Raw genomic sequence first — 24,985 nt, forward strand, 5'->3', positions numbered from 1 at the left:
ACGGGATCAGGTGCCGGTCGGAGTGCCGGATCTCCGCGGACCTGAACGGTACGGCTAGGCCGCCTTCGCGCTCAGGGCGTCGTTCAGGGCGGTGCGGATGCGCTTCTCCGACACCGAGTAGGCTGTGCCCACTTCCTGCGCGAACAGGCTGATCCGCAGTTCCTCGAGCATCCAGCGCACCTTCAGCAGCCCCGGGGGCGTCCGGCGGGTTGAAGCGGCAAGGGCCGATGCGGCGTCGTCGTACTCATCCTCGAGGCGCTGGACCAGCGCGGTGTTCAGGCCGTCGCGCTGGACGTTGGAGGTCAGCTTGTCGAGCCGGACCTCGATCCCGCGCAGGTAGCGGGGGAGGTGGGCCAGCTGGGCGTATCCGGTCTTCGCCACGAACCCCGGGTACACGAGTTGCTCGAGCTGGCTGCGGACGTCGCCCAGCGCAGTGATCAGGGCAAGACTCGTGGTGCCCTTGAGCTGCTTCTGGATGCGGCGGTTGCTCGACAGGATGGTTTCCACGGTCGCCGTGACGGTGAAGACCGTGTCGATCAGTTCGGCCCTCACCTGCTCGTACAGGCTTGAGAAGTCCTGTTCGGTCCACGGCAGCTGTTCCGGGACCAGCTTGTCGATGGCGGCCAGTGAACAGTCCCGGATCAGTTCCGCGACGCTGCCGTGCGGATTCTGGCTGAAGGTGAGTTTCTCGGTGTTGCTGAGGTGTTCAAGGACGTACTTGGCGGGACTCGGGACGCGGAGGGACAGCAACCGGATGACGCCGGCCCGCATGGCCTCCGCCTGCTCGCCAGCAGAGGGAAAGACCCGCAGTCCTACTGAGGAGCCTTCATCCACCAGGGCTGGGTAGCCGGTGACCAGATGCCCGGCCACAGTGCGGGACACGTCCCGGGGGAGTGTGCCGAAGGTCCAGGACACCTGTCCCGTCACCTCTGCGATGGCCGGCTGCGCGCCCCGGACACCGTCAGGGGTGCCGGACCCGCGGGTTCCCGCAGGGGAGCCCGGAGCGCGGGAGGCCACAGGGCTCCGCTTTCCGGGATCCGCCGCCTGCAGCCGGGCGCCGTTCCGGCCGGGCCCGGCGGTGGCCGGCGTGGCGCCGAGGGACTCGGCGATGGCACGGCTGACTGCCGGTGCGAGCGATTCCTTGAGGACGTCGAGATCGGGCCCCTCGTCGAGGATCCGCCCCTTGGCGTCGACGATCCGGAACGTCATCAGCAGGTGCGGGGGCAACACCGACCAGTTCCATGATCCCGGCGGAATGATGTGCCCCTTGAGGCGGCGCAGCGCCAGCTCGAGCGATTGTTCGAGGTCATCGGTAGCAGGGTCGAAATCGGTGGTCAGGGCCTCGACCGCCGAACGCGCGACATCCGGCGCGGGGATGAAATTCTTGCGCACCTGCTTGGGCAGCGATTTGATGAGTGCGCTCACGAGCTCCACGCGCAGCCCGGGGATCTGCCACCGGAAAGGCTTCGCCTCGAGCTGGTTGAGGAAGAGGACCGGAATGGTCACCGTGACGCCGTCGGCGGCTCCCGTCGTCAGCGGGGAGAACTCGTAGCGCAGGGGCAGCTCGAAACCGGACTGGTGCCAGCTGGTGGGAAACGCTGCCTCATCGAGGCCGTCGGCGTCGTCGCTCAGCAGCTCCTCGGGCTTGAAATCGAGCAGCTCCGGGTTGTCCTGCCGTGCCTGCTTCCACCATGTGTCGAAGTGCCGCTCCGAGACCACCTCGGGGCCGAGCCGCGCGTCGTAGAACTCGAACAGCGTCTCGTCATCCACCCGGAGGTCCCTGCGGCGCAGCCGGTTCTCGAGTTCCTCGATCTCGGCGAGCCGTGCGGTGTTGCGGGCGAAGAACTTGTGGTGCGTCTTCCAGTCGCCCTCGACGAGTGCATGGCGGATGAACAGCTCGCGGGCAACTTCCGGGTCGACGCGCCCATAGTTGATCCGGCGCTGCGGCACGATCGGCACGCCATAGAGTGTGACCTTCTCATACGCCATCACCGAGCCGGACTTCCGGGACCAGTGGGGTTCGCTGTAGCTGCGCTTGACGAGGTTCGGGGCTACCTCCTCCGCCCAGAGCGGGTCGAACCGCGCAGCCACCCTCGCCCAGAGCCGTGAGGTCTCGACGAGTTCGGCGGCCATGACCCAGTCGGGGGATTTCTTGAACAGGGCTGAACCGGGGAACACGGCGAACCTGGTGCCGCGGGCTCCCGCGTATTCACGCTTGCGCTGGTCATACAGGCCGATATGGCTCAGCAGCCCGGAGAGAAGGCTGATATGGACCGCGTCGCTCAACCCCACAGGGTCCACCTCCCCAGCGGAGAGCGTAATGCCGAGGGGCTTCGCGAGCTGCCGGAGTTGGGCGAAAAGATCCTGCCACTCACGGACGCGGAGGTAGTTGATGTATTCGTTGCGGCACAGTTTGCGGAACTGCGTCGACGACAGTTCCTTCTGCTGCTCCTGAAGGTAGCGCCACAGGTTGAGGTAGGCCGTGAAGTCCGAATTCTCGTCGAGGAAGCGCTTGTGCTTCTCGGTCGCCGTCTGCAGCTTCGCAGCCTGGTCGGCCTGCGGGCGTTCACGGGGGTCCTGGATGGTCAGGGCCGCGGCGAGCACCATCACCTCACGGACACAGCCGCGCTTTCCGGCCTCCACGATCATGCGGCCCAGCCGGGGGTCCACCGGGAGCTGGGCGAGCTTTCGTCCCACGCCGGAGAGACCGCCGTCGTCCTTCAGGGCGCCCAGCTCCTTGAGGAGGGTCACGCCGTCGTTGATGGCTTTCGAGTCCGGCGGCTCGACGAAGGGGAATTCGGCGACGTCCCGCGGACCCCGCGTCACGCCCATCGCCGTCATCTGGAGGATGACGGCGGCAAGGCTGGTGCGCAGGATCTCCGGATCGGTGAAGGGCCTGCGCGAGCCGTAGTCCTCCTCCGAGTACAGGCGGATGGCGATGCCGTCGGAGACCCGCCCGCACCTGCCGGACCGCTGGTTGGCGGAGGCCTGGGACACCCGCTCGATCGGGAGGCGCTGCACCTTGGTGCGGTGCGAATAGCGCGAGATGCGGGCGGTGCCGGTGTCGATCACATATTTGATCCCGGGAACCGTCAGGGAGGTTTCAGCGACGTTCGTGGCCAGGACGATCCGGCGGCCCGCGCTGCCCGTGCTGAAGACCCGGTGCTGTTCCTGGAGGGACAGCCGTGCGAAGAGGGGGAGGATCTCGGTGCCGCGGAGCCGGGAGTTCGTCTGGACGCGCGCCCTCAGGGCATCGGCGGCATCGCGGATCTCCCGTTCGCCGGAGAAGAACACCAGGATGTCCCCCGGCGCTTCGAACGCGAGTTCGTCGACGGCGTCGCACACGGCGTCGAGCGGATCGCGTTCCTCCTCGAGTTCACTGTCCGGTCCGTCGCCGTCGTCGGAAGCACCACCGGCGGGCTGGTCGAGCGGCCGGTAACGGATCTCCACGGGATAGGTGCGGCCCGAGACCTCGATGATCGGCGCCGGCGTGGTCTCCGCCAGGGCGGCGTCGGCGGCGAAGTGCTGCGCGAAACGTTCCGGATCGATGGTGGCCGAGGTGATGATCACCTTCAGGTCCGGACGCTGCGGCAGGACACGCTTGAGGTAACCGAGGATGAAGTCGATGTTCAGGCTGCGCTCGTGGGCCTCGTCGATGATGATGGTGCTGTACTTGCGCAGCATGCGGTCGTGCTGGATCTCGGCAAGGAGGATGCCGTCGGTCATCAGCTTGATCTTGGTGCTGCGGCTCACCTCTCCGGTGAACCGCACCTGGTAGCCCACTTCCGCGCCCAGCTTCACGTCGAGCTCCTCGGCGATGCGCTCGGCAACAGTGCGAGCAGCGAGGCGCCTCGGCTGGGTATGGCCGATGAGGCCGCGTTCGGCAAGGCCGAGTTCGAGGCACATCTTCGGGATCTGGGTGGTCTTTCCCGAGCCGGTCTCACCGGCGATGATGGTGACCTGGTTCGCGGCGATCGCCGCCATGATGTCCGCGCGGCGTTCCGAGACCGGAAGTTCGGCGGGGTAGGAAATAGTCAGTGCCATAGTTACCCCAATTCTAGGGTGTGGCGGGTGGTTCCCCGTCACCTGGACCGAGGGGTCCACCTGCCGCGCGCTGGAGCCTCGACGCCAGCTGTCGGGCCTGCTCCCGCATGAGTGGAGGCTCGAGGATCTCGAAGTCGAGATCGAGGGCGGCAAGGTGTGCCAGCGGGTAATTGAGCGAGTCGAATCCGGCGCGAAGGATGGTGTGCTGTTCGCCGTCCGCCTCCAGTTCGGCGATATCTGGTGGAATCCGCTGCTGGACGTCCGCGAGGGGTGCCCGGAAACGGATGACGGCGTCGTACAGATAGGGCGAGCGCGTGATGGACTGCTGGACGTACTTCGCGAGGTCGGCGGCGGGCAGCGGGCGCGGAAGGAACCGCATCCGCTGCACAGGAACACTCCTGCACCGGTCCACCCTGAAGGTGCGCCAGTCCTGTCGAGTGGCGTCCCACGCCACGAGGTACCAGCGCCTGCCGGTATCGACGAGGCGGTAGGGCTCGACGAGGCGGTGCGATGATTCGCCGTCGTTCCTCTCGTACCGGAAGGCCACACAGCGCCGTTCGGTGATGGCTGCCGACAGTGCCGTCAGAATCTCGGGACTGACGGGCGTGCTTGCTGCTGCCATGCGTGTCACCGCCGACCGGAGGCCGGCGAACTTCGGACGGAGGCGCGAGGGCAGTACCTGTTCCAGTTTCGTCAGGGCCCGTACCGAGGCCTCGCCGACGCCCGCGACGGGGCTGGCGGTGACCGCGGTGAGGCCGATGGCCACGGCGAGGGCTTCGTCATCATCAAGGAGCAGCGGCGGAAGCTGGGCGCCCGCGCCCAGCTGATAGCCACCCGCAACGCCGGGGGATGCCTGGATGGGGTAGCCGAGGGTGCGCAGCTTTCCGATATCCCGGCGCACTGTGCGCTCGGTGACCTCCATGCGTACAGCGAGTGCAGGGCCCGTCCATTCCCGCCTCATCTGGAGGAGGGACAGCAGGTGCAGGAGCCGCGCCGAGGTCTCGAGCATGGTTCCAAGCTACCCGCTAACGAGGACAGTTCCTGTCCTCACGGGCTGGGGATGGTCGCCGGTACTGCGGTGATCTTCCCTTCCCGGAAGCCGTCCACGAAGAGCGCGTGGTCGTTGCGGACGGTGGCGGCATACTCCTCCGCGAAACGAATGATGTCCTCGATGAACTCCTCCTCCCTGCCATCCAGTGCTTCGGTGATGGCGACCTCCGTGCGGAAGGGGACGAGATCGTGGTCGCTGTCCTGGTCCGTGGAGCAATGGATCTTTGCCGTTGCCTGGCCGAGGCTCCTGAGGATCGGTTCCATGTCGCCGGGCTCCGTGAGGTCCTCCCAGTCGAGATCGCGCTTGTAGGGGGACAGCTCGGAGACGACGAAGGACGTACCGTCGAGCGTGGTGTAGCCGAGGAAAGGGTCGGTGTGGGTCTGAAGTGACCGCTGGCTGATGACGGCCCGGTGTCCGTCGTCCAGGAAGTAGTCCCGGATCCGCTGATCCATGACGATCCGGCTGGGTGCGGCGATATTCGACTGTTTCATCGTCAGGATGATGTCGTTCTCCTGGGCCTCGTCGAAGCCCTCGATCAGGATGTTGTAGGTGGGTAGTCCGGCGCTGCCGATGCCGAAGCCCTTCTTGCCCACGATGCCCTTGACCCTGAAGAACACCCTCCGCCGCGCACGTTCCTGGCCGGGGATCGTTTCGAGGTAGTCCTCGAACGCCTTTTCCACCTTGCGCCGCTCGGCGGCATCCAGCTGCCGGATGGACCCGTCATCGCGGAACTGGCGCTCGTAGTCCTCGATCATGGTCAACGAATCGAGGAGCTGGGTCCGTTTCGCAGCTCGTGCCACCTGGAGGATCTGGTAGATGGTCCCCTCGGCATTGTGCAGGCCGAAGGAGAAGTCGGACCGCTCATCGAGCACATAGTCGGAAACCCTTGCGAGGTAGGCCTCCAGATAGGTCCGCGCGAGCCTGCGAGTGGCTTCGGCGGGAAGCGCCTTCTGCCAGCACAGCAGCGTCAGGGAGGCCGCGAAGCGCCGCAGGTCCCACGAGAAATGCCCGACGTAGGCTTCATCGAAGTCGTTGACGTCGAAGGTCAGCTTGCCTTCGTTGTTCATGTAGGTGCCGAAATTCTCGGCATGCAGGTCTCCGTGGATCCACACCCGACCGGTCTGCTCGTCAGCCCAGGGATCCCGCAGCTCCTTCATGTCGGAGTAGAAGATCGAGGCGCTGCCGCGATAGAACGCGTAGGGATCAGCGGCCATTTTCCGGAACCGCGCCCGGAATGCGCGCGGATCAGCCTGCATGAGATTGTCGTGAGCTTCCACGAGGGTGTCGATGATGTGCTGCTGACGGGGAGTTGTATCGGCCATCGGGACAGCCTACAAGCGCCGGCTGGTGCCCCGCTGAGGAAGTGCTTTCCGAACTTCCCGCGGACGGGAAAGCCAGCCTGTGCGAGGACTGCAGGTGTGGCGTCGGTCCTTGCCGTCTTGGTGGCGTGGGGACGGTTCACCGACTGGCCGCTCCAGCAGGAAACGAGAAACCGCCGCCGTCCTTTTCAGGACGACGGCGGTTCCTTCCCGCTACAGGAACTTCCCTGCTGCTTCGGTGCCCTCGATAGGATTCGAACCTACGACCTTCCGCTCCGGAGGCGGACGCTCTATCCCCTGAGCTACGAAGGCAAAGGACGCGACAAGCGCGCCCTCAAGAGGACTTATCGAGCTTAGCAGGTGGACGATGCCCGGCGAAAACGCCGACGGTTCAGTACCCCACGAACGCGTCGGTAGCCACCCGTTTGGTCCCGGCTTGCTTCAACGCTGCCCTGAGGTGGGCGATGATCCTCGGGGACCCGGAGACGTAGGCCCTGCGCTCGCAAAGATCCGGGATCTCCCTGAGCAGCGCGTCGGCGTCCGGGTAGCCGGATCCGGCATAACGCCAGGAGGCGGGCAGCTCCACGCCGTCGTCGGACGGATCTGCCGACGCGAACAGGATCACGCGGGTGCCGAGGTGCTTCAATTCGGCCAGGTAGGCGATTTCGGTAGGCGCCGTCACGACATAGAGCAGGACGACGTCGCGCTCCTCCCCGCGCTCCACGACGTCCCGCAGCTGGCTGAGGAAGGGCGTCACGCCGATTCCGCCCGCCGCGAGGAGCAGCGGAACGGAGCGATCGCCGGGCAGCCGGAAATCCCCGCCCACCAGGGTGCCGGTGATGCTCGCGCCCTCCCGGAGGCCGAGCAGGGCTTTCTTGAAGGAGCTGCCCGGGTCGGCGGTACGCAGGCCGAAGCTGATCCGTGAGGTGTCCTGGGGCGCCGAGGTGATGCTGAACGTCCGGCGGGCCCCGCGTGCGTCGGCGCGTGCATGGGGGAGGGTGAGTTCCATGTACTGCCCGGCGTCGAACCGCACGGGACGGGCCGGTTCGAACACCAGCTCGGTGCTTGTGGGCGTCAGCTGCCGTTGGCCGGTGTACCGCAGGCGCACCCCCCGGCGCTGACCCATCAGGAAGGCCACCGCGTTGCCGATCACCAGGGCGAACTCCGGTCCCAGGAGGATGGGGCCGATGCTCGGCTGGGAGGCGAAGACGACGGCGACGACGACGGCGACCGCGAGCTGCTGCCACCGCAGCGGTGGGAGGGTCAGGGGTTCGGTCAGCATGAACCCGACGAGGAACAGGATGGGATAGGAAAGGAAGATCAGCTGTGCGGCCGCCCCCGCGGTGAGGCCGTTGCCCACAAGGCCTCCGATCAGGATGGCAGCGCTCACCGCCACGAAAGCCAGTCCCAGAGTCAGTTTCCCCGTCCGGTACAGGAGCACGAGGGCGCCGAGGAGGACGAGCGGCAGCAGATAGGGGTTGGCCACCCACCACCCTGCGGCTGAGACCCCCAGCAGCGTCGCGATCACCGCACCGATGGCCGCGGGGTTGAAGATGTGACGGCCACGCACGGCCAGGAGGAACTTCGAGGCGGCCGCTGCGAGCCCTGCCACGGCGATGCCGCCGAGTCCGGTGACGGTGTTCGACGGGAACATCACGAAGAACAGGATCAGGCCGGTGATCAGCGTCGATTCAGTGTGCGGCCGGAGCCGGAGGACGAGGGCCATCAGCCGGGTGCCCACCACGGTGGAGATGAGCGTGACGGCCAGGGTCGCGGCGAGTTCGGTGAGGGTGAAAGCCAGCAGCCCGGCGGCGGAGAGGAGGAATGCCTCAAGTGCCAGCGCCACCAGGAGGGCCAGGGTCAGCCGGTACATCGTGAACCGGCCCAGCAGGGTATCGAATCGGGTTTTCATCTAGAAGAGCGCTCCATTCAGGGAAGGGGAGTAGCGGGCGCGCCCGTCGGAGAATACCTGGACGTAATCGAACTCGAACTCGGGCATCAGGTTGTCCGGCTCCGTCAGGAAGAGTGCCGTGGCAAGGGCATCCGCCGTCATCGTGTCCGCGGCGAGCACCCACGTGGCGACCACGCGCTCCACGCTTCTGCCTGTCGCGGCGTCGACCACGTGGTGGAGCCCATCGCCCCACGCCCGCCGGTTGGAGGCCGACGCGCACAGCGCGCGGTTGTCGAGCACCACGGTGCCGATGGCCGACGTCGGATCATAGGGGTGTTCGAGGGCCACGGTCAGCGGACGGAGCCCTCGGTGCAGCATGTCGCCGCTGGCGTCGACCAGGACGTCGTCGTAGCCGGCGGACGCCAGGAAAGCCCCCACCAGGTCCACGAGCTGGCCCTTGCCCGCAGCGCCGACGTCGAGGAGAACCGGCCGACGAGCGGTCAGGATGTTGCCTTTCCACTCGAGACCGTCCTCCCACCGCGGCGCGGCGCTCGCCGGCCCCCGCGGCGTGAGACTGTAGGCGGCGTCGTAGCCCTGGTGCTCGAGCACCGAACCCACGAGGGGTGACATCGAGCCACCCGTGATCCGGTAGAGGGTGCTGTACAGGGCGCCGAGTGCCGCGCCGGAGTCGGGAAGGGTCAGCGAGCCGCCTGCCCTCGCGAGCGCCGACACCGCCGAATCCGCGCGGAACCGTGAGTACACGGCGTCGTATTCCTCGGTGAGGTCGAGGACGCCGCCCCGCGTCGCGGGATCCAGCTCGGCGCCGCTGTCCACGCGCCAGGCGGTGCCGATCGCCTCGAAGGTAAAGCTGCTCGTCATTGCGGGTGCCGTGCCTAGAGTGCGGCTTCGCTCTTGATCTTCTCGACGGCTTCGGAGAATCCGCCGCTGGACAGGGAGGATCCGGCTACCTTGTCGACCTCCAGGTCGTCGAGCTTCTTGCCGGCGATCTCCTCCTGGATACCGCTGGCGAAGCGCCCCTGGTACATCTCGGTGGTCGGGTTGGAGGGCATGGGCTCGGCCTCTGCGCCGGTCACGGCATCACCCTCGAGGGTGAGCGTGATCCCTATCTCCTCGGGCCCGCCGGGGGAGACGTACGTACCTACCTGCGTATAGGTGCCGTCCTCGTACTTCTGGTCCGAAGCAGCATTCCCAGGCGTTGCAGCCGCCGTGCCACCGGCCGCCGCTGACGGTTCCGCAGCGGCGGGCGCCGTGGTCGCGGTGCCTTCACCGGCTTCTGGAGCATCCTGGGCGGCATCGGAGGAACCGGCGCAGCCGGCAGCGCCGAGGAGGGACACCGCGGCAAGGGCGGTCAGGACGGCCCTGCCGGGGCTGCCCTGTCGGGCGGGGGTCGTCTTGGCATTCTTGGGGTTCACGACGGGTCTCCTAGCGGATGCAGGCTCAGCGCTCGCTGGCCCCGGAACGGGAATGGGCGTGTGCCCATTCCAGCATGGTCGGAGGTACTTCGTTCCATACGGCGTTCCGGACGGGCGCGTGCCGTCACACAAAACGGCCTCCCTGTTGCGCGCCGTTATGCTGGAGCGGTGACTCCTGAACAACTCTCCTCCGCTATCACCGCATGCCTGAAGAACGCCGTCGAGGCCGGCGACTTCTCCATCGAGCTCCCCTCCGAAGTCCGGGTCGAGCGGCCGAAGAACCGGGAGCACGGGGACTGGGCCACCAACATCGCGCTGCAGCTGTCCAAGAAGGCCGGCATGAAGCCGCGCGACTTCGCGGAGATCCTGAGTGCACGCCTGGCCGCCATCGAGGGCGTGAAGAGCGTTGACATCGCCGGGCCGGGCTTCCTCAACATCACCCTCGACGCCGGTGCCGCCGGCGAACTCGCCCGCACCGTCGTCGAAGCCGGAGCCGCCTACGGAACGAACGACGCCCTGGCGGGACGGAAGATCAACCTCGAGTTCGTCTCGGCGAACCCGACGGGCCCCATCCACATCGGTGGTACGCGTTGGGCGGCCGTCGGTGATGCCCTGGCGCGGATCCTGCAGTCGCAGGGCGCCGAGGTCACCCGGGAGTACTACTTCAACGACCATGGGGCGCAGATCGACCGCTTTGCGCGGTCGCTCTTCGCCAGCGCCTCGGGAAGCCCTGCCCCGGAGGACGGCTACGGGGGACAGTACATCGTCGACATCGCCGATCGGGTCCTGGCGAAGGAGCCGGATGCCCTGTCCCTGAACGAGGCGGAAGCCCTCGAGACGTTCCGCGCCGTCGGCGTCGACCTCATGTTCACCGACATCAAGAAGTCCCTCCATGACTTCGGCGTCGACTTCGACGTCTATTTCCACGAGCATTCACTCTTCGCCGACAACTTCGTCGAGGGTCTGCTGGAGCAGCTGAAAACGTCGGGGAACCTGTTCTTCGAGGAGGGGGCGTGGTGGCTGAAGTCCACGGACTTCGGTGACGACCGCGACCGCGTGGTCATCAAGTCGAACGGCTCGCCGGCTTACATCGCCGGCGACATCGGCTACTTCGTCAACAAGCGCCGGCGCGGATTCGACCTCAACATCATCATGCTGGGCGCGGATCACCACGGCTATGTGGCCCGGCTGAAGGCGGCCGCAGCGGCACTGGGCGACGACCCCGACGCCGTCGAGGTCCTGATCGGCCAGATGGTCAACCTGATGAAGGACGGCGCGCCGGTCCGCATGTCGAAGCGCGCCGGAACCGTGGTGACGCTCGAGGACCTCGTCGACGCCGTGGGTGTCGACGCCGCCCGGTACACCCTGGCGCGCTTTTCGGCGGATTCGAACATCGACATCGACCTGGATCTGCTCACCAAGAAGAGCAACGAGAACCCGGTGTTCTATGTGCAGTACGCCCATGCCCGGACGCACGCGGTGGAGCGCAACGCCGTCTCGGCAGGCGTCGACACCGGAAGCTTCGACGCAGCCACGCTGGAGCACCCCACGGAGGGTGAGCTCCTCGCCGCGCTCGGACAGTTCCCCGGAATCGTCGCCTCGGCCGCCACCTTCCGGGAACCGCACCGCGTGGCCCGCCACCTCGAAGTCCTCGCCGGCACCTACCACCGCTGGTACGACGCCTGCAGGATCGCGCCGCTGGGGAACGCACCGGTGGAGGAAGTGCACCGGAGCCGACTATGGCTCAACAACGCCACGCAGCAGGTCCTGGCCAACGGTCTCGCGCTGCTGGGTGTCTCTGCCCCGGAAAGGATGTAGGCGTGGCTGTCGACGCATCGCCGCTGGCCCCCGGCTGGCTGACCGTACCTGCGGATCCCGCGGCCCTCGAGCGGAAGCTCTGGGCCGAGGACGTCCTCCGCGGCTCCGACGGCGCCCTCGAGATCGACGGCGTCCGCGTGACGGACCTCGCGCGGGAGTTCGGCACTCCGCTCTACGTCGTCTCCGAAACGGATTTCCGCGCCCGCGCCTCGGCCTTCCGGGACGCCTTCAACGAGGCGTTCCGCGAGCTGTGCGGGGGAGTGGACACCTTCTACGCGGGCAAGTCCTTCCTGTGCTCCGAGGTTGCCCACTGGGTGTCGGAGGAAGGCCTCGGACTTGATACGTGTTCGGGCGGCGAGCTGGCTGTGGCCCTTCGTGCCGGAATTCCAGGTCATCGACTGGGCCTGCACGGCAACAACAAGTCGGCAGCGGAGATCACGCGTGCGCTCGACGCCGATCTCGGCCGGATCGTGGTCGACAGCCTCCAGGAAGTCGCGCTGGTCGGTGGCCTGGCAGTGGAGCGCGGCGTCACGGCCAACGTTCTGTTGCGGGTCACGCCGGGCGTCCACGCCGAGACGCACGAGTTCATCGCCACGGCGCACGAGGACCAGAAATTCGGATTGTCGCTGGCAACCGATCCCGACACCACCGACGACGACGGCGCCTCACCCGCCGCCCAGGCCGTGTCGGCCGCGCTTCGGCACCCCGGTATCAACCTCCTGGGCGTGCACTGCCACATCGGGTCACAGATCTTCGAGCCCGAGGGCTTCGAACTCGCAGCACGGAGGCTGCTGGGCTTCCTCGCCGAGGTCCGGGACCGCCACGGTGTCGAACTTCGGGAGCTCGACCTCGGCGGAGGCTACGGCATCGCTTATACCGAGGCCGATACGCCGCGTCCACCGCGGGACATCGCACAGGCCATGGCCGGCGTCGTCGGGACCACCTGCACGGAGCTGGACCTGCGCGTCCCCCGCATCTCCATCGAGCCGGGCCGGGCCATCGTGGGTCCGACCACCTTCACCCTCTACACCGTGGGAACCACCAAGGTGGTGCGGGTGGACGGCGCCGGGCCGGAGCAGGACGTCACCCACCCGCGCCGGTACGTGTCGGTGGACGGCGGCATGAGCGACAACGCGCGTCCGGTGCTGTACGGCGCGGACTACTCGGCCGTCCTGGCATCGCGGCTTCCGACCGCGGAGCCCGTGCTGTCACGCGTGGTCGGCAAGCACTGCGAAAGCGGCGACATCGTGGTGCGGGACGTCTACCTTCCGACGGACACCACGGCGGGCGATCTCCTCGCGGTGCCCGGCACCGGCGCCTACTGCTGGTCCCTGTCCAGCAACTACAACTACATCCCGCGGCCGCCGGTCGTGGCGGTGGCCGGAGGCAAAGCCCGGCTGATCGTCCGTGGCGAGACCGAGGATGACCTGCTGGCGCGGGACATCCCCCGTTCCCCGGTATCCCCATCCCCCAGCTCAGGAGCCGAACCGACAGTATGAACAGCACTGGATTCTCCCCCGGCACACCCCTGCGCGTGGCACTTCTGGGGTGCGGCAACGTCGGTTCCCAGGTGGCCCGGATCCTGATCGAGGATGCCGGGAACCTCGGCCTGCGGGCAGGCGCGCCGCTCGAGCTGACCGGGATCGCCGTACGGTCCCTCGACGCGACCCGCGACGCCGGGATCCCGCGCAGCCTTCTCACCCTCGATGCCGAGTCGCTCGTGGAGGACGCCGATATCGTCATCGAGCTGATGGGCGGGATCGAGCCCGCCCGGTCACTGATCCTCCGCGCCATCGAACACGGCGCGTCGGTGGTCAGCGGCAACAAGGCCCTGCTGGCACAGGACGGGCCGGCGCTCTACGAGAAGGCCGACGCCGCGGGGGTTCAGCTCTCCTACGAGGCGGCCGTCGCCGGGGCGGTCCCCATCCTCCGGCCGATCCGCGACAGCCTGTCGGGCGACCGCATCCAGCGCGTCCTGGGCATCGTCAACGGCACCACGAACTACATCCTGGACCAGATGGATTCCACGGGAGCCTCCTTCGGGGACGCGCTGAAGGACGCTCAGGCATTAGGGTACGCCGAGGCGGATCCTACCGCCGACGTCGAAGGCCACGACGCTGCGGCGAAGGCCGCCATTCTGGCTTCACTGTCCTTCCACACGCGATTCGCGCTCGAGAACGTCCACTGCGAGGGCATCACTTCGGTCACCGCTGCGGACATCGCTGCGGCGAAGGACGACGGCTATGTCATCAAACTCCTCGCCATCGCGGAATTCTGGAACGACGACGGCGGCGAGCCCGGGGTCAGCGTGCGCGTCCACCCGACCCTCCTGCCGCGGACCCACCCCCTCGCAGCAGTGCGCGGCGCCTTCAACGCCGTGTTCATCGAGGCGGAGAACGCGGGCGAGCTGATGTTCTACGGTCAGGGTGCGGGGGGAACGCCCACGGCGTCGGCCGTGCTGGGCGACGTCGTCAGCGCTGCCCGCCGCATGGTGCTCGGAGGCCCCGGCCGCACCGAAACCACCACCGGCCATGTTCCGGCGCGCGGCATCGACACCGTCAGCACGAGCTACAGCATCGGCCTCGAGGTGGCGGACCAGCCGGGTGTGCTCGCGAAGATCGCGCACATCTTCGCCGAGAACGGCGTCTCCATCGAGACGATGCGGCAGCGGATCGACCAGACCGGGCAGGACGGCGAGCCCACGGCGGAACTGCGGATCGTCACGCACCGCGCCGTCGAGGCTTCGCTTGCGGCGACCGTCAAGCAGATCGCCGGGCTCTCCGTCATCAACGCCGTGACATCAGTCCTGAGAGTAGAGGGAATCTAAGTGGCCCACCAGTGGCGCGGAGTCATCCGTGAATACGCCGACCGCCTGCCCGTCAGCGACACCACCGAGGTGGTGACCCTGGGCGAGGGGGGTACGCCCCTCGTGCATGCGAAGCACCTCTCGGAACTCACCGGCTCCTCGGTGTACCTGAAGGTGGAGGGGATGAATCCCACCGGGTCCTTCAAGGACCGCGGGATGACCATGGCCATGACCGCCGCGGTGGCGGCCGGAGCGAAGGCGGTCGTGTGTGCCTCGACGGGCAACACTTCGGCCTCCGCGGCGGCGTACGCCACGCAGGCCGGGCTCACCTGCGCGGTCCTGGTCCCCGACGGCAAGATCTCGCTCGGCAAGCTGAGCCAGGCCATCGCCCACGGTGCCGAGTTGCTGCAGGTCAACGGCAACTTCGACAACTGCCTCGACGTCGCACGCAAGCTCGCCGAGGCGTACCCCGTCTTCCTCGTGAATTCAGTGAATCCGGCACGCCTCGAGGGCCAGAAGACGGCTGCTTTCGAAGTGGTGGACACCCTCGGTGACGCACCCGACTACCACCTGCTCCCGGTCGGCAACGCGGGAAACATCAGCGCGTACTGGAAGGGTTACAAGGAGTACGCGGCACCCTATGCCTCCCTGCACGCGGGGGAACTGCCTGCTGTGGCCACGAAGACCCCGGTGATGTGGGGTTTCCAGGCCGAGGGAGCGGCGCCGTTCGTCAAGGGCCACCCCATCACCGAGCCGGACACCATCGCGACGGCCATCCGCATCGGGAACCCGGCGTCCTGGGATTACGCAGTAGCCGCCCGCGATGAATCGGGCGGGTTGATAGAGGCCGTGTCCGACGACGAGATCCTCGATGCGCACCGCTGGCTCTCCTCCCGGGAGGGGGTCTTCGTCGAGCCGGCTTCCGCGGCCGGCGTGGCGGGGCTCATCAAGAAGCACGCCGAGGGGCTCGCCCCCGTCGGCAAGACCATCGTCATCACCGTGACGGGCCATGGCCTGAAGGACCCCCAGTGGGCACTGCGGACCGCCAACGGCTCGGATGTCGAACCCACCAAGGTGGAGTTCGACGTCGTGAGCGTGGCTGCAGCGCTCGGGCTGGAGGGCTGAGCGTGCCGCACCTGTCCGCGGTCCGGCCGAGCCCTGCAGGTCCTTCGATCGCCGCCGGTCAATCGTTCGAGGTGACGGTCCCCGGAACGAGCGCCAACCTCGGCCCCGGCTTCGACACGCTCGGCCTCGCGGTGACCCTGCGGGACACCGTGAGGGTGCGTTCCGTCGATTCGGGCACGACGACGGTTCTCCCCGTGGGGGAGGGCGCCGAAGCGCTTCCTCGGAACGAGCTCCACCTCGTGGCCAAGGCGCTGCTCGCGACCCTGCACCGGGTGGGCAGGCGGTCCCCGGGCCTGGAGATCGAAACGGTGAATGTGCTGCCGCACGGCCGCGGGCTGGGTTCCTCGGCCGCGGCGATCGTCTCGGGTGCGGTGGCGGCGAACGCACTGCTCGACGACGCCGACCGGATGGATGACCAGGCTCTTCTGCAGTGGTGCGCCACGCTCGAAGGGCACCCCGACAACGTCGCGGCAGCCCTCTCCGGTTCCCTCGCGATCTCCTGGGAAAGCGGGAAGGCATACTCGAGTGCCCGCCTCGAGGTGCACCCTGACGTCATCCCCGTCGCGGCAGTCCCCGGCGGATCGCTGTCCACGGAAAGTGCAAGGGCGCTCCTGCCGCCGTCGGTATCGCACCGGAGTGCAGCAACAAATGCAGGACGCGCGGCGCTCCTGGTCCATGCCCTGACAGCCCGCCCGGACCTGTTGCTCCCCGCGACGGAGGATTCCCTCCACCAGGAATACCGGGCACCGGCCATGGTGGCCAGCGCGATACTGGTGCGGGCCCTACGGGCGGAGGGCTTCGCCGCGGTGATCTCGGGTGCCGGACCCACCGTGATGACACTGGCGGTGGGGGAGAAGCAGGCGGCCGAGACCGTCACCGCCGTGCAATCGCTGCTCGGTGCATCCGACACGCCGGAATCCTGGCGGGTCCTCCGACTGGATGTGGACGGCGAAGGTGCTAAACTGGGGGTGCACCCGGGGTAGGAACCGTCTTTACGTTTCTGCCGTGTGCTTCTGTTGGACCGGCCGTCATTCTCTTTCGACCGCCGTGAAACTGCAAACCTGTCAGCAGTAGCGCAAATTCCGGTGCAGCCTCCGAACTTATCGGTGCATGGGTGGGTCGCGAACCTTCCCCGTGCGGATATCCCTAGGCTTCCAGCACACCCGGCCACCCCGGAAAGTTTCCGGCTCGGCCGAACCCCGCCTGTCCTCTGCGGCATCGGGGCAAACCAACGCGGCACACCCGAGGGTGGCCGCCCGACGAGGGGGAAGGATCCTTCGTGACTGAAACCACTGACCTGTTACCAGGTGTGGACCAACAAGCCGCCGAATCAAACGGCGCAGCATCCAAGAGCAGTGGCCTCGCGGGCCTCAAGCTTGCACAGCTGCAGGCTCTTGCCGGACAGCTGGGTATCACCGGCGGATCGCGGATGCGCAAGAGCGATCTTGTGTCGGCGATCTCCGACCACCAGCGCGGCTCGGCAGTAGCCGACCGCCAGAAGACTCCCGCAGTGCGCACCGAAACCGCGGCCGCGGTGTCGGAAAAAGCGCCCGCGAAGGACGCCGGGACATCCCAGGACTCGCCGGCCGGGCAGGACAACGACGCTTCCGCGCAGGCCGAACGCCAGCCCCGCACCCGTAACCGGAACCGCCGCGCAGGCAGCGACGGCGTCGTCACCGCCCAGGCTCCCGCGGGTTCGGCTGACGCAGCCACCACGGGCGAGGTCACGTCCGGCGAAGCGTCCGGACAGGATCCGACCTCAGCGTCCGGCCAGAACACCGGCGGCAGCGCCGACTCCGATTCCGGCAGTGATACCCGTGGCGATACCCGTGATTCCGAGGACCGCTCGAACGAGCGCGAGAACACCGGACGCGGCCAGCGGAACCGGCGCGGACGCCGCGGCGAGGAACGCTCCGACCAGCAGGCGGAGTCGAATCCGCCGGTCGACGCTCAACAGGGCGAGGCAGGAAACGCCCAGCAGGGCGAGACCCGCGCCGACCGCAATGAGCGGCGCAACCGTTCACGCTCGGAGCGCGACGACGACCGCAACGGCAACGACCGCAACGCCGACGCCCGCACCGGCAACGACCGCAACGCCGACGTGCGCAACGACCGCGCCGGCAACGGCAACGACCGCGCCGGCAACGATCGCAACCCTGACGTCCGCAACGACCGCGGCGCGAATGCGAACACCAATGACGATGAGGGCCGTGGCCGCAACCGCCGGAACCGTCCCACGCGCAACGCCCCCCGCGAGGACGACCGCAGCAGCCGCTTCCGTGACCGGAACGACCGCAACGACCGCAACGAGCGCCGCCGCGGACGCAACCAGAACCCCGAGGTCGACGACGTCGAGGTCACCGACGACGACGTCCTGCTGCCCGTTGCCGGCATCCTCGACGTGCTCGAGAACTACGCCTTCGTCCGGACTTCCGGCTACCTCCCCGGACCGAACGACGTGTACGTAACGCTCGCCCAGGTCAAGAAGCACAACCTGCGCAAGGGTGACGCCGTCGTCGGTGCCATCCGCGCACCCCGTGAGGGTGAGACGCAGGCCAGCACGCGCCAGAAGTTCAACGCCCTGGTGCGGATCACCACGGTGAACGGCAAGCCGGCCGAGGACCTCAAGGACCGCGTCGAGTTCGCGAAGCTCGTGCCGCTGTATCCCTCGGACCGCCTGCGCCTCGAGACGGATCCCAAGAAGATCGGGCCCCGCGTCATCGACCTCGTGGCGCCGATCGGCAAGGGCCAGCGTGGTCTGATCGTGTCGCCTCCGAAGGCAGGCAAGACCCTGATCCTCCAGGCGATCGCCAACGCCATCACCATCAACAACCCTGAGGTCCACCTCATGATGGTGCTCGTCGACGAACGTCCCGAGGAAGTCACCGACATGCAGCGGACCGTGAAGGGTGAGGTCATCGCCTCGACCTTCGACCGACCCGCCGATGACCACACCACAGTGGCCGAACTGTCCATCGAGCGCGCCAAGCGCCTGGTGGAGATGGGCCAGGACGTGGTGGTCCTGCTGGACTCCATGACCCGCCTCGGCCGTGCCTACAACCTCGCCGCTCCGGCGTCGGGCCGTATCCTCTCGGGCGGCGTGGACTCGGCGGCGCTCTACCCGCCGAAGCGTTTCTTCGGTGCCGCCCGCAACATCGAGAACGGCGGTTCGCTGACCATCCTCGCCACTGCGCTGGTGGAGACAGGTTCGAAGATGGACGAGGTGATCTTCGAGGAGTTCAAGGGCACCGGCAACATGGAGCTCCGGCTTTCCCGGAACCTCGCCGACAAGCGCATCTTCCCAGCCGTCGACGTCAACGCTTCGGGTACCCGCCGCGAGGAGAACCTGCTGTCGCCTGACGAGGTCAAGATCATGTGGAAGCTCCGCCGGGTGCTCTCCGGTCTCGAGACGCAGCAGGCGCTCGAGCTGCTGACCAACAAGATCCGTGAGACGCAGTCGAACGTGGAATTCCTGATGCAGGTCCAGAAGACCACGCTGGGGTCCAAAGACTCCGATTAGCTGAGCTGAGCCGCTCACGGCACCGTCCGTCCAGAACAGCTTGCCTTGCCGGATCTTCCGGGAGAGCGGGCTGTTCCGGGGCAGGCGTGGCCCTGGGCGGCTCTTGCGGTTAACAGCCCCCATCGAGTGCGCAGGAATCACGGCTGTCCGGGCTGGAAGCCGTGATTCGAGTGCAGCCGATGATTTCCCAAGACTGGCTTTTCCGGCCGAAAGAGGTTCAACGAATGTTCGAGTCCATCCAGGGTCTGCTCGACGAGCACTCCGAGTTGCAGCTCCAGTTGTCCGACCCGGCAGTGCATGCCGACCAGCCGTTGGCGCGGAAACTCGGCCGGCGGTATGCGGAACTGGGCAGGATCGTCGACGCCAACAACAAGTGGAGCGCCCTGAAGGACGACCTCGAGGCCGCCCGGGAGATGGCGGGGGAGGATCCGGAGTTCGCCGCCGAGGTTCCTGTCCTCGAGGAGCAGCTGGCTCTCGCGCAGGAACGGCTCCGGCGCCTGCTCATCCCGCGTGATCCCAATGACGGCCGCAATATCATCATCGAGGTCAAGGGCGGGGAGGGCGGCGACGAGGCTGCGCTGTTCGCCGGCGACCTTCTCCGCATGTACTCGCGCTACGCGGAATCGCGCGGCTGGAAGACCGAACTCCTCTCGGCCAACGAGTCGGATCTGGGCGGCTACAAGGACGTCCAGATGGCGATCAAGGGCTCCTCCAACGACCCCGCCGACGGCGTCTACGCCCGGCTCAAGTTCGAGGGAGGCGTGCACCGCGTCCAGCGGGTGCCCGTGACGGAGTCCCAGGGCCGCATCCATACCTCGGCCGCAGGCGTGCTCATCCTCCCCGAGGTCGATGAGCCGGAGGAAGTCGACATCAACCAGAACGATCTCAAGATCGACGTCTACCGTTCATCCGGCCCCGGTGGCCAGTCGGTGAACACCACCGACTCGGCCGTCCGCATCACCCACCTTCCCACGGGGATCGTCGTCGCCATGCAGAACGAGAAATCGCAGCTGCAGAACCGGGAAGCAGCCATGCGCGTGCTGCGGTCGCGAATCCTCGCCGCGAAGCAGGAGGAAATCGACGCCGTCAACTCGGACATCCGGAAATCGCAGATCCGTACCATGGACCGCTCCGAGCGCATCCGCACCTACAACTTCCCCGAGAACCGCATCGCCGATCACCGCACCGGCTACAAGGCGTACAACCTGGACGCCGTCATGAACGGCGAGCTCGAACCGGTGGTGCAGGCCGCCATCGAGATGGACGAGCAGGCCCGGCTCGACGCCATCGGGGCGGATGAGTAGCCTGCCCGGGGCTCCCGACACCCTCGAACAGGCACTGCAGGACGCCGTCCGGTGCCTCACGGCGGCAGGGGTACCGAGCCCGCGCGTCGACGCCGAACTGCTCGCCGCCCACCTGCTGAAGGTCAGCCCCGGGCGTCTGAGGGCCCTGGTGCTCACCGGTTCCGCGGCGCCCGACGGTCTCGGGGACCTCGTGGAGGAGCGGGCGCGCCGCACCCCGCTGCAGCACCTCACCGGCATCGCGTACTTCCGACACGTCGAACTCGCCGTGGGACCGGGAGTCTTCATCCCCCGCCCCGAGACCGAATCCGTGGCGCAACTGGTGATCGACCATGCGCTGACACTCGACGCGCCGAAGATCGTGGACCTCGGCACCGGTTCCGGGGCCATTGCGGCGTCCGTCGCCGACGAGGTTCCCGGCGCTGATGTCTATGCCGTCGAACTGAGTGACCTCGCGGTGGCGTGGGCGGAGGGCAACCTCCGCCCACACGGGGTCACGCTGGTGCAGGGCGACCTCGCCGACGCCCTTGCGGAGCACGATGCGACCTTCGACGTCGTGGTGTCGAATCCGCCCTACATTCCCTCCGCTGCGGTGCCCAACGAGCCCGAGGTAGCCCTTCACGATCCCGAGATGGCCTTGTACGGCGGGGGAGGGGACGGCATGGAACTGCCCGCTGCCGCCGCAGCATCAGCCGGACGCCTCCTGAAGCCGGGCGGTTACTTCGTGATGGAGCACGCAGAGGTACAGGCCGGCGCGGTGGCGTCGCTCCTCGGGCGCGCCGGCTGTTGGCTCTCCATCACCACCCACCGCGACCTCACCGGGCGCGACCGGGCCACGAGTGCGGTCCTCACAAGCCCCGCACCGTCAGAAGCGAGAAGGACTCCATGACTTTCCACCCCACCTGCCCGAGCGGAATCCGGCGATGACGGGAGCGCAGGCGAAGGTCGCCGTTGCCGCCGTCACGTTCGACCGTCCCGGTGAGCTCGCCCTGCTGCTCGAGGGCCTTGCCGCGCAGACCGCGCCCATCCATTCGATCGCCCTCGTGGACTCCGGAACCGTACCGGCGACGGACGTCGTCGCCTCCGGCGGGAGCAATATCAACTACCTGCGGTCGGAGGCGAACCTCGGCGGAGCCGGCGGGTTCGCCTTCGCCATCCTCGCGGCCATCGCCAGCGGCGCCGAGTGGGTCTGGATGATGGACGACGACGGCCATCCCGAGGACGAGCATTGCCTCGCGGAGCTGCTGAAGGCCGCGGATGAGCACGAGCTGGACGTCGTCAGTCCCCTGGTGGCGGCCACGGGAGACCCTGGCCGGTTGTCCTTCAACTTCCGTCTCAAGGGGCTCATCACCAATGAGCGGGCACGGCTCGAGCCCCTGGGGTACCTGCCCAACATGGTGCACTTCTTCAACGGCGCCTTGATCCGTACCAGCGTCTTCTCCACGGTGGGCCTGCCGGACATGAAATTCTTCATCCGGGGCGACGAGGTCGATTTTCTCTCCCGGGTGAGAAAGGCCGGCATGAAGTACGGCACGGTCACAACGGTCGCCGTGCGGCATCCGGCGTCCTGGAGCGAAATGAAGCCGATCTTCAGGGGCTTCCTCACGCCGGTCGTTCCGGAGGGCGAGTACAAGCGGTTCTGCTACTTCCGCAACCGGGGCTACCTCACGCGGAAGTACCGCAACCTGAGGTGGTTCAGCGCGGACATCGTCGGATTCCCCTACCATTTCCTCACCACCGGCAACCTCCGCGGGCTGGCCGCGTGGTTCAGCGCATACTCGAAGGGCTTCCGGGGAACCGGCTTCGGCCCTCCGCCCGGCGCCTGAAGGACATAGGAAGCTCCCGATGTGCGCCAGTGTTCCAGCGGATGGAAGAATGATCCAGTGACCACCAGCTACGACTGCTCCGATCCCGACCAGCGCAGCGAAGGCATCGCTGCCGCGCAACGCGCGCTCGCAGCTCGACAGTGCGTTGTCATCCCCACCGACACGGTCTACGGGATCGCTGCCGACGCCTTCTCACCGCAGGCCGTGGCAACACTGCTCGCGTCGAAGGGGCGCGGCCGCAACATGCCGCCCCCCGTCCTCATTCCGAGGGTCCAGACCATGGACGGTCTCGCCATCGACGTCCATCCCGACGCACGGCGTCTGGCCGCGGCGTTCTGGCCGGGAGCACTGACCATCATCTGCCACGCCCAGCCGTCCCTCACCTGGGACCTCGGCGAAACCCTCGGCACCGTGGCGTTGCGCATGCCCGACGACCGCGTGGCCCTCGACCTGCTCGCCATGACCGGTCCGCTGGCGGTGTCTTCGGCGAACCGGACCGGTCAGCCGGCCGCGAGCACTGCCGCCGAGGCGATGGCCCAGCTGGCGGAGTCAGCAGCGGTCTACCTCGACGGCGGAACGCGCTCGGCCGGGTCGTCGGTCGGCTCGACCATCGTCGACGCGACGTCGGAGGTCCTCCGCGTGGTCCGGCAGGGATCGATCCCGCTGGACCGGCTGAGGCGGACCGTTCCCAACCTCCTGGGCATCGATGAAGCGCCGGCGGAGGATTCGCCTGAGGATGGATCGTCCGAAGGAAAGTTCCCCGACGGTGGGTCCACGGCAGTTACCGTCTCCGACCCCGAGGCACCTGTCCGGCTGCAGCCCCAAGAACGGCCCTGATCCGGGGTTCCGGCACCAGGGACTGCCGCTCCGCCCAGCCGGGCGCCTGGGCCTGGCCGAACCACATGAGTTCGGCTCGCCGCACCGCACCCGACAGGCGCCCGCCGGTAAGGGCCGACGCCGCGTAGCCGCAGCGCAGTGCCGCACGGCACAGCCAGCGCGGGAGCTCCCTGGGCCTGCCGCCGGCAGCCTCGAGGACCGTCCGCACGGTCAGTCCCTCCCAGGGTTGAAGGACGAGGAACGGCAGCCTCGACGGGAAATCACCGACCGCGACCACCAGGTCGGCCAGCGCGCCGACCGACACCACGGGCGTGGGAGCTTCGCCGGGAGCAGCAACCGAGGCCAGCGGGGAGCGTGCAAGACGCGCCAGTGCCACCGTTGTCGGGCGGGTGGGACCCTGCACCGAAGTGGCCCGCACGACGGTGATCTCCAGACCCCGGTCGCCGGTACCTGCTCGTGCGTCCGACCGCGACCGCAACCGCAGGACCTGTTCACCGAGTGCCTTGCTGCGGGAGTACGCGGAGAACGGGCTCGTGGCCCCGGTTTCATCGAGTACCGGCCTGCTGCCCTGCACTGCGGCACTGCTGAGATGGAGGAACCGGTGCACACCCACCCGCTCGGCGGCCTCCGCGAGGACCGCCGGCAGCAGCGAATTCGCTCCGCGCAGCTCCGGGGTGTCAGCAGCGCCCGGTGCTGCGAGCCCTGCCGCGTTGACCACGACGCGGCACGGCCGGAGGGCTGCCTCGAGGTCTGCGAGGCAGGGGTGGCTCCGGGCCTCCTCCGCCAGGTGATCGGCGTCGAGCAGGTCCGTGGCCAGCCGCGGTGCGGGAAGGGGAACGACGTCGATCCCGGCCCTCCGGAGGGCCGAAACCACCGCTGAACCGACGAAGCCGGAAGCCCCGACGACACCCCAGCTCACGGTGCGCCCGGAGCGTTGTCGATGCCGTTCGTCCCGGGAATCCTCTGCACCCCGGAACGGCCGAGGCCCGGGATGTCGCCGGCAGGGACCAGCGGCGGCATGGGCAGCCAGTCCTCGTCGGCGAGGATCTCCCGCGCCTCCCGCCAACCGCGCCACACAGCGCTCAACCCGGAGAAGGTGTGTTCTACCGCCAGGAGGCGGAACACTTCCTTGGCCGCGGTCAGGGCGGTGCCGAGGGCGAAGCCCGTCCGGTTCCAGCGGCCCTGGTGCTGCAGATACCTCGCCAGGTGCCCGCGGTTCCGCATCGCGCAGAACCTGCCGAGGTCGCTCGAGTCGTTGAGGTGCCTCAACCCGAGGTCGATCTGCTTCTGCGGGCGCGCCTTCCGCAGGACGAACTCGTCGACATAGGCAACGGCATACCGCTGCGAGATCAACCAGCCGTAGGTGGTGTCGTCGCCGTTGAGGAAGAACCGGGGATCCGGCAGGCCAACGTCGCGCACCACATCGGAATGCACCAGCATGCCCTCGAAGCATCCGACGTTCGTGTGGAACACGCGGGAGTCCGCGAAGACATTCCCGCGCACGGGAAGGTGGACGCCGAGGAACTCATTGAGGTGGTGCTGCCAGAAGAAGGGTTTGCCAGACGGGTCCCACCGGCGCCCGTGAAGGCACCGGTAGCGCTCCATCCAGGGCTTCAGTGCCGCCAGCGCGTCGGGAAGGGCCACGACGTCGTCGTCCATCAGCCACAACCAGTCGGCACCCTCGGACAGTGCACGCTGGATTCCTGCCGAGAAACCGCCTGCTCCACCGATGTTCACCGGCAGCCGATGGTGGAGGAGGGGGAACGGCAGCGAAAGCGCTGCACCGGCCACCACGTCGGCTGTCGAGTCGGTGCTGGCGTTGTCGATCACGACGACGCCGGCCGGCGCCGGGTCGAGCAGGGCCACCGAATCGAGGAGGCCGCGGAGATAGTCGGACCGGTTGAAGGTGGTGATGACGAGAAACAGGCGGCCGCCCGCTGCTGGGTCCTGCAACGTGATCCTTCCGCGCCGCGATGCCGCCCAAAACTGCCTGAGCCAAGCTACTGCGGTTAGT

General features: G+C 67.7%; 18 protein-coding genes and 1 tRNA gene. 10 read left to right on the forward strand and 9 right to left on the reverse strand.

The genetic code is table 11. From position 1 onward, the window contains the following. Nucleotides 1-54: 54 nt before the first annotated feature. From hrpA to IWX75_RS05490, 7 genes are all read right to left on the reverse strand, one after another. Nucleotides 55-4,044, reverse strand: coding sequence for an ATP-dependent RNA helicase HrpA (gene hrpA, locus IWX75_RS05460; protein WP_196821211.1), 3,990 nt, complete (start codon nucleotides 4,042-4,044; stop codon nucleotides 55-57). A gap of 13 nt (nucleotides 4,045-4,057) precedes the next feature. Next, nucleotides 4,058-5,053: a helix-turn-helix transcriptional regulator gene (locus tag IWX75_RS05465; protein WP_196821212.1), complete on the reverse strand. Its 996-nt coding sequence runs from the start codon at nucleotides 5,051-5,053 to the stop codon at nucleotides 4,058-4,060. Between the two features lie 38 nt (nucleotides 5,054-5,091). After that, nucleotides 5,092-6,417: a DUF2252 domain-containing protein gene (locus tag IWX75_RS05470; RefSeq protein WP_196821213.1), complete on the reverse strand. Its 1,326-nt coding sequence runs from the start codon at nucleotides 6,415-6,417 to the stop codon at nucleotides 5,092-5,094. 236 nt (nucleotides 6,418-6,653) lie between these two features. After that, a tRNA-Arg gene (locus tag IWX75_RS05475) sits at nucleotides 6,654-6,726 on the reverse strand. Between the two features lie 79 nt (nucleotides 6,727-6,805). Further along, nucleotides 6,806-8,326, reverse strand: a complete 1,521-nt coding sequence (locus tag IWX75_RS05480) for an FAD-dependent oxidoreductase (RefSeq protein WP_196821214.1) — start codon at nucleotides 8,324-8,326, stop codon at nucleotides 6,806-6,808. Further along, nucleotides 8,327-9,184 carry an FAD:protein FMN transferase gene (locus tag IWX75_RS05485; protein ID WP_196821215.1) on the reverse strand — a complete coding sequence of 286 codons (858 nt, stop codon included), beginning with the start codon at nucleotides 9,182-9,184 and terminating at the stop codon, nucleotides 8,327-8,329. 14 nt (nucleotides 9,185-9,198) lie between these two features. Beyond that, complete coding sequence (locus IWX75_RS05490) at nucleotides 9,199-9,738, reverse strand: hypothetical protein (protein ID WP_334684127.1); 540 nt, start codon at nucleotides 9,736-9,738, stop codon at nucleotides 9,199-9,201. Between the two features lie 168 nt (nucleotides 9,739-9,906). Between IWX75_RS05490 and argS the strand changes: the two genes are divergently transcribed. The 10 genes from argS (at nucleotide 9,907) to IWX75_RS05540 (ending at nucleotide 22,971) form a co-directional block, all read left to right on the forward strand. After that, nucleotides 9,907-11,556, forward strand: coding sequence for an arginine--tRNA ligase (gene argS / locus IWX75_RS05495; RefSeq protein WP_196821216.1), 1,650 nt, complete (start codon nucleotides 9,907-9,909; stop codon nucleotides 11,554-11,556). Nucleotides 11,557-11,558: 2 nt separating this feature from the next. Continuing rightward, nucleotides 11,559-13,055, forward strand: a complete 1,497-nt coding sequence (gene lysA / locus IWX75_RS05500) for a diaminopimelate decarboxylase (protein ID WP_334684128.1) — start codon at nucleotides 11,559-11,561, stop codon at nucleotides 13,053-13,055. After that, complete coding sequence (locus IWX75_RS05505) at nucleotides 13,052-14,383, forward strand: homoserine dehydrogenase (RefSeq protein WP_196821218.1); 1,332 nt, start codon at nucleotides 13,052-13,054, stop codon at nucleotides 14,381-14,383. The genes lysA and IWX75_RS05505 overlap by 4 nt, the downstream gene beginning before the upstream one ends. Further along, complete coding sequence (thrC, locus tag IWX75_RS05510; RefSeq protein ID WP_196821219.1) at nucleotides 14,384-15,487, forward strand: threonine synthase; 1,104 nt, start codon at nucleotides 14,384-14,386, stop codon at nucleotides 15,485-15,487. 11 nt (nucleotides 15,488-15,498) lie between these two features. Beyond that, the gene (thrB, locus tag IWX75_RS05515; protein ID WP_196821389.1) at nucleotides 15,499-16,470 is read left to right on the forward strand and encodes a homoserine kinase; all 972 of its coding nucleotides are present in this window, start codon (nucleotides 15,499-15,501) and stop codon (nucleotides 16,468-16,470) included. A gap of 296 nt (nucleotides 16,471-16,766) precedes the next feature. Beyond that, on the forward strand, nucleotides 16,767-19,007 hold the full coding sequence (gene rho / locus IWX75_RS05520) for a transcription termination factor Rho (protein ID WP_196821220.1): 2,241 nt from the start codon (nucleotides 16,767-16,769) through the stop codon (nucleotides 19,005-19,007). A 224-nt stretch (nucleotides 19,008-19,231) separates the two neighbouring features. Further along, complete coding sequence (gene prfA / locus IWX75_RS05525) at nucleotides 19,232-20,311, forward strand: peptide chain release factor 1 (RefSeq protein ID WP_196821221.1); 1,080 nt, start codon at nucleotides 19,232-19,234, stop codon at nucleotides 20,309-20,311. After that, entirely contained in the window at nucleotides 20,304-21,197 is an 894-nt protein-coding gene (gene prmC, locus IWX75_RS05530; RefSeq protein WP_196821222.1) for a peptide chain release factor N(5)-glutamine methyltransferase, read from the forward strand. The genes prfA and prmC overlap by 8 nt, the downstream gene beginning before the upstream one ends. Before the next feature lie 34 nt (nucleotides 21,198-21,231). Further along, entirely contained in the window at nucleotides 21,232-22,134 is a 903-nt protein-coding gene (locus tag IWX75_RS05535) for a glycosyltransferase (protein WP_196821223.1), read from the forward strand. Between the two features lie 57 nt (nucleotides 22,135-22,191). After that, nucleotides 22,192-22,971, forward strand: a complete 780-nt coding sequence (locus IWX75_RS05540) for an L-threonylcarbamoyladenylate synthase (protein WP_196821224.1) — start codon at nucleotides 22,192-22,194, stop codon at nucleotides 22,969-22,971. Here the strand turns inward: IWX75_RS05540 and IWX75_RS05545 are convergent. Both IWX75_RS05545 and IWX75_RS05550 read right to left on the reverse strand, forming a co-directional pair. Continuing rightward, on the reverse strand, nucleotides 22,916-23,890 hold the full coding sequence (locus tag IWX75_RS05545; protein ID WP_196821225.1) for an NAD-dependent epimerase/dehydratase family protein: 975 nt from the start codon (nucleotides 23,888-23,890) through the stop codon (nucleotides 22,916-22,918). The two genes, IWX75_RS05540 and IWX75_RS05545, sit on opposite strands and share 56 nt — an antisense overlap. Further along, nucleotides 23,887-24,924, reverse strand: coding sequence for a glycosyltransferase (locus tag IWX75_RS05550; RefSeq protein ID WP_196821226.1), 1,038 nt, complete (start codon nucleotides 24,922-24,924; stop codon nucleotides 23,887-23,889). The genes IWX75_RS05545 and IWX75_RS05550 overlap by 4 nt, the downstream gene beginning before the upstream one ends. Nucleotides 24,925-24,985 lie beyond the last annotated feature (61 nt).

Source organism: Arthrobacter sp. CAN_A6 (assembly GCF_015751715.1).
Lineage (GTDB): Bacteria > Actinomycetota > Actinomycetes > Actinomycetales > Micrococcaceae > Arthrobacter_D.

What these genes read in the sequence shown, in the direction of transcription:
- IWX75_RS05465 (WP_196821212.1), bottom strand. Translation starts at nt 5,053, where the DNA reads ATGCTCGAGACCTCGGCGCGGCTCCTGCACCTGCTGTCCCTCCTCCAG.
- IWX75_RS05535 (WP_196821223.1), top strand. Translation starts at nt 21,232, where the DNA reads ATGACGGGAGCGCAGGCGAAGGTCGCCGTTGCCGCCGTCACGTTCGAC.
- IWX75_RS05480 (WP_196821214.1), bottom strand. Translation starts at nt 8,326, where the DNA reads ATGAAAACCCGATTCGATACCCTGCTGGGCCGGTTCACGATGTACCGG.
- IWX75_RS05470 (WP_196821213.1), bottom strand. Translation starts at nt 6,417, where the DNA reads ATGGCCGATACAACTCCCCGTCAGCAGCACATCATCGACACCCTCGTG.
- prfA (WP_196821221.1), top strand. Translation starts at nt 19,232, where the DNA reads ATGTTCGAGTCCATCCAGGGTCTGCTCGACGAGCACTCCGAGTTGCAG.
- IWX75_RS05485 (WP_196821215.1), bottom strand. Translation starts at nt 9,184, where the DNA reads ATGACGAGCAGCTTTACCTTCGAGGCGATCGGCACCGCCTGGCGCGTG.
- IWX75_RS05505 (WP_196821218.1), top strand. Translation starts at nt 13,052, where the DNA reads ATGAACAGCACTGGATTCTCCCCCGGCACACCCCTGCGCGTGGCACTT.
- prmC (WP_196821222.1), top strand. Translation starts at nt 20,304, where the DNA reads ATGAGTAGCCTGCCCGGGGCTCCCGACACCCTCGAACAGGCACTGCAG.
- hrpA (WP_196821211.1), bottom strand. Translation starts at nt 4,044, where the DNA reads ATGGCACTGACTATTTCCTACCCCGCCGAACTTCCGGTCTCGGAACGC.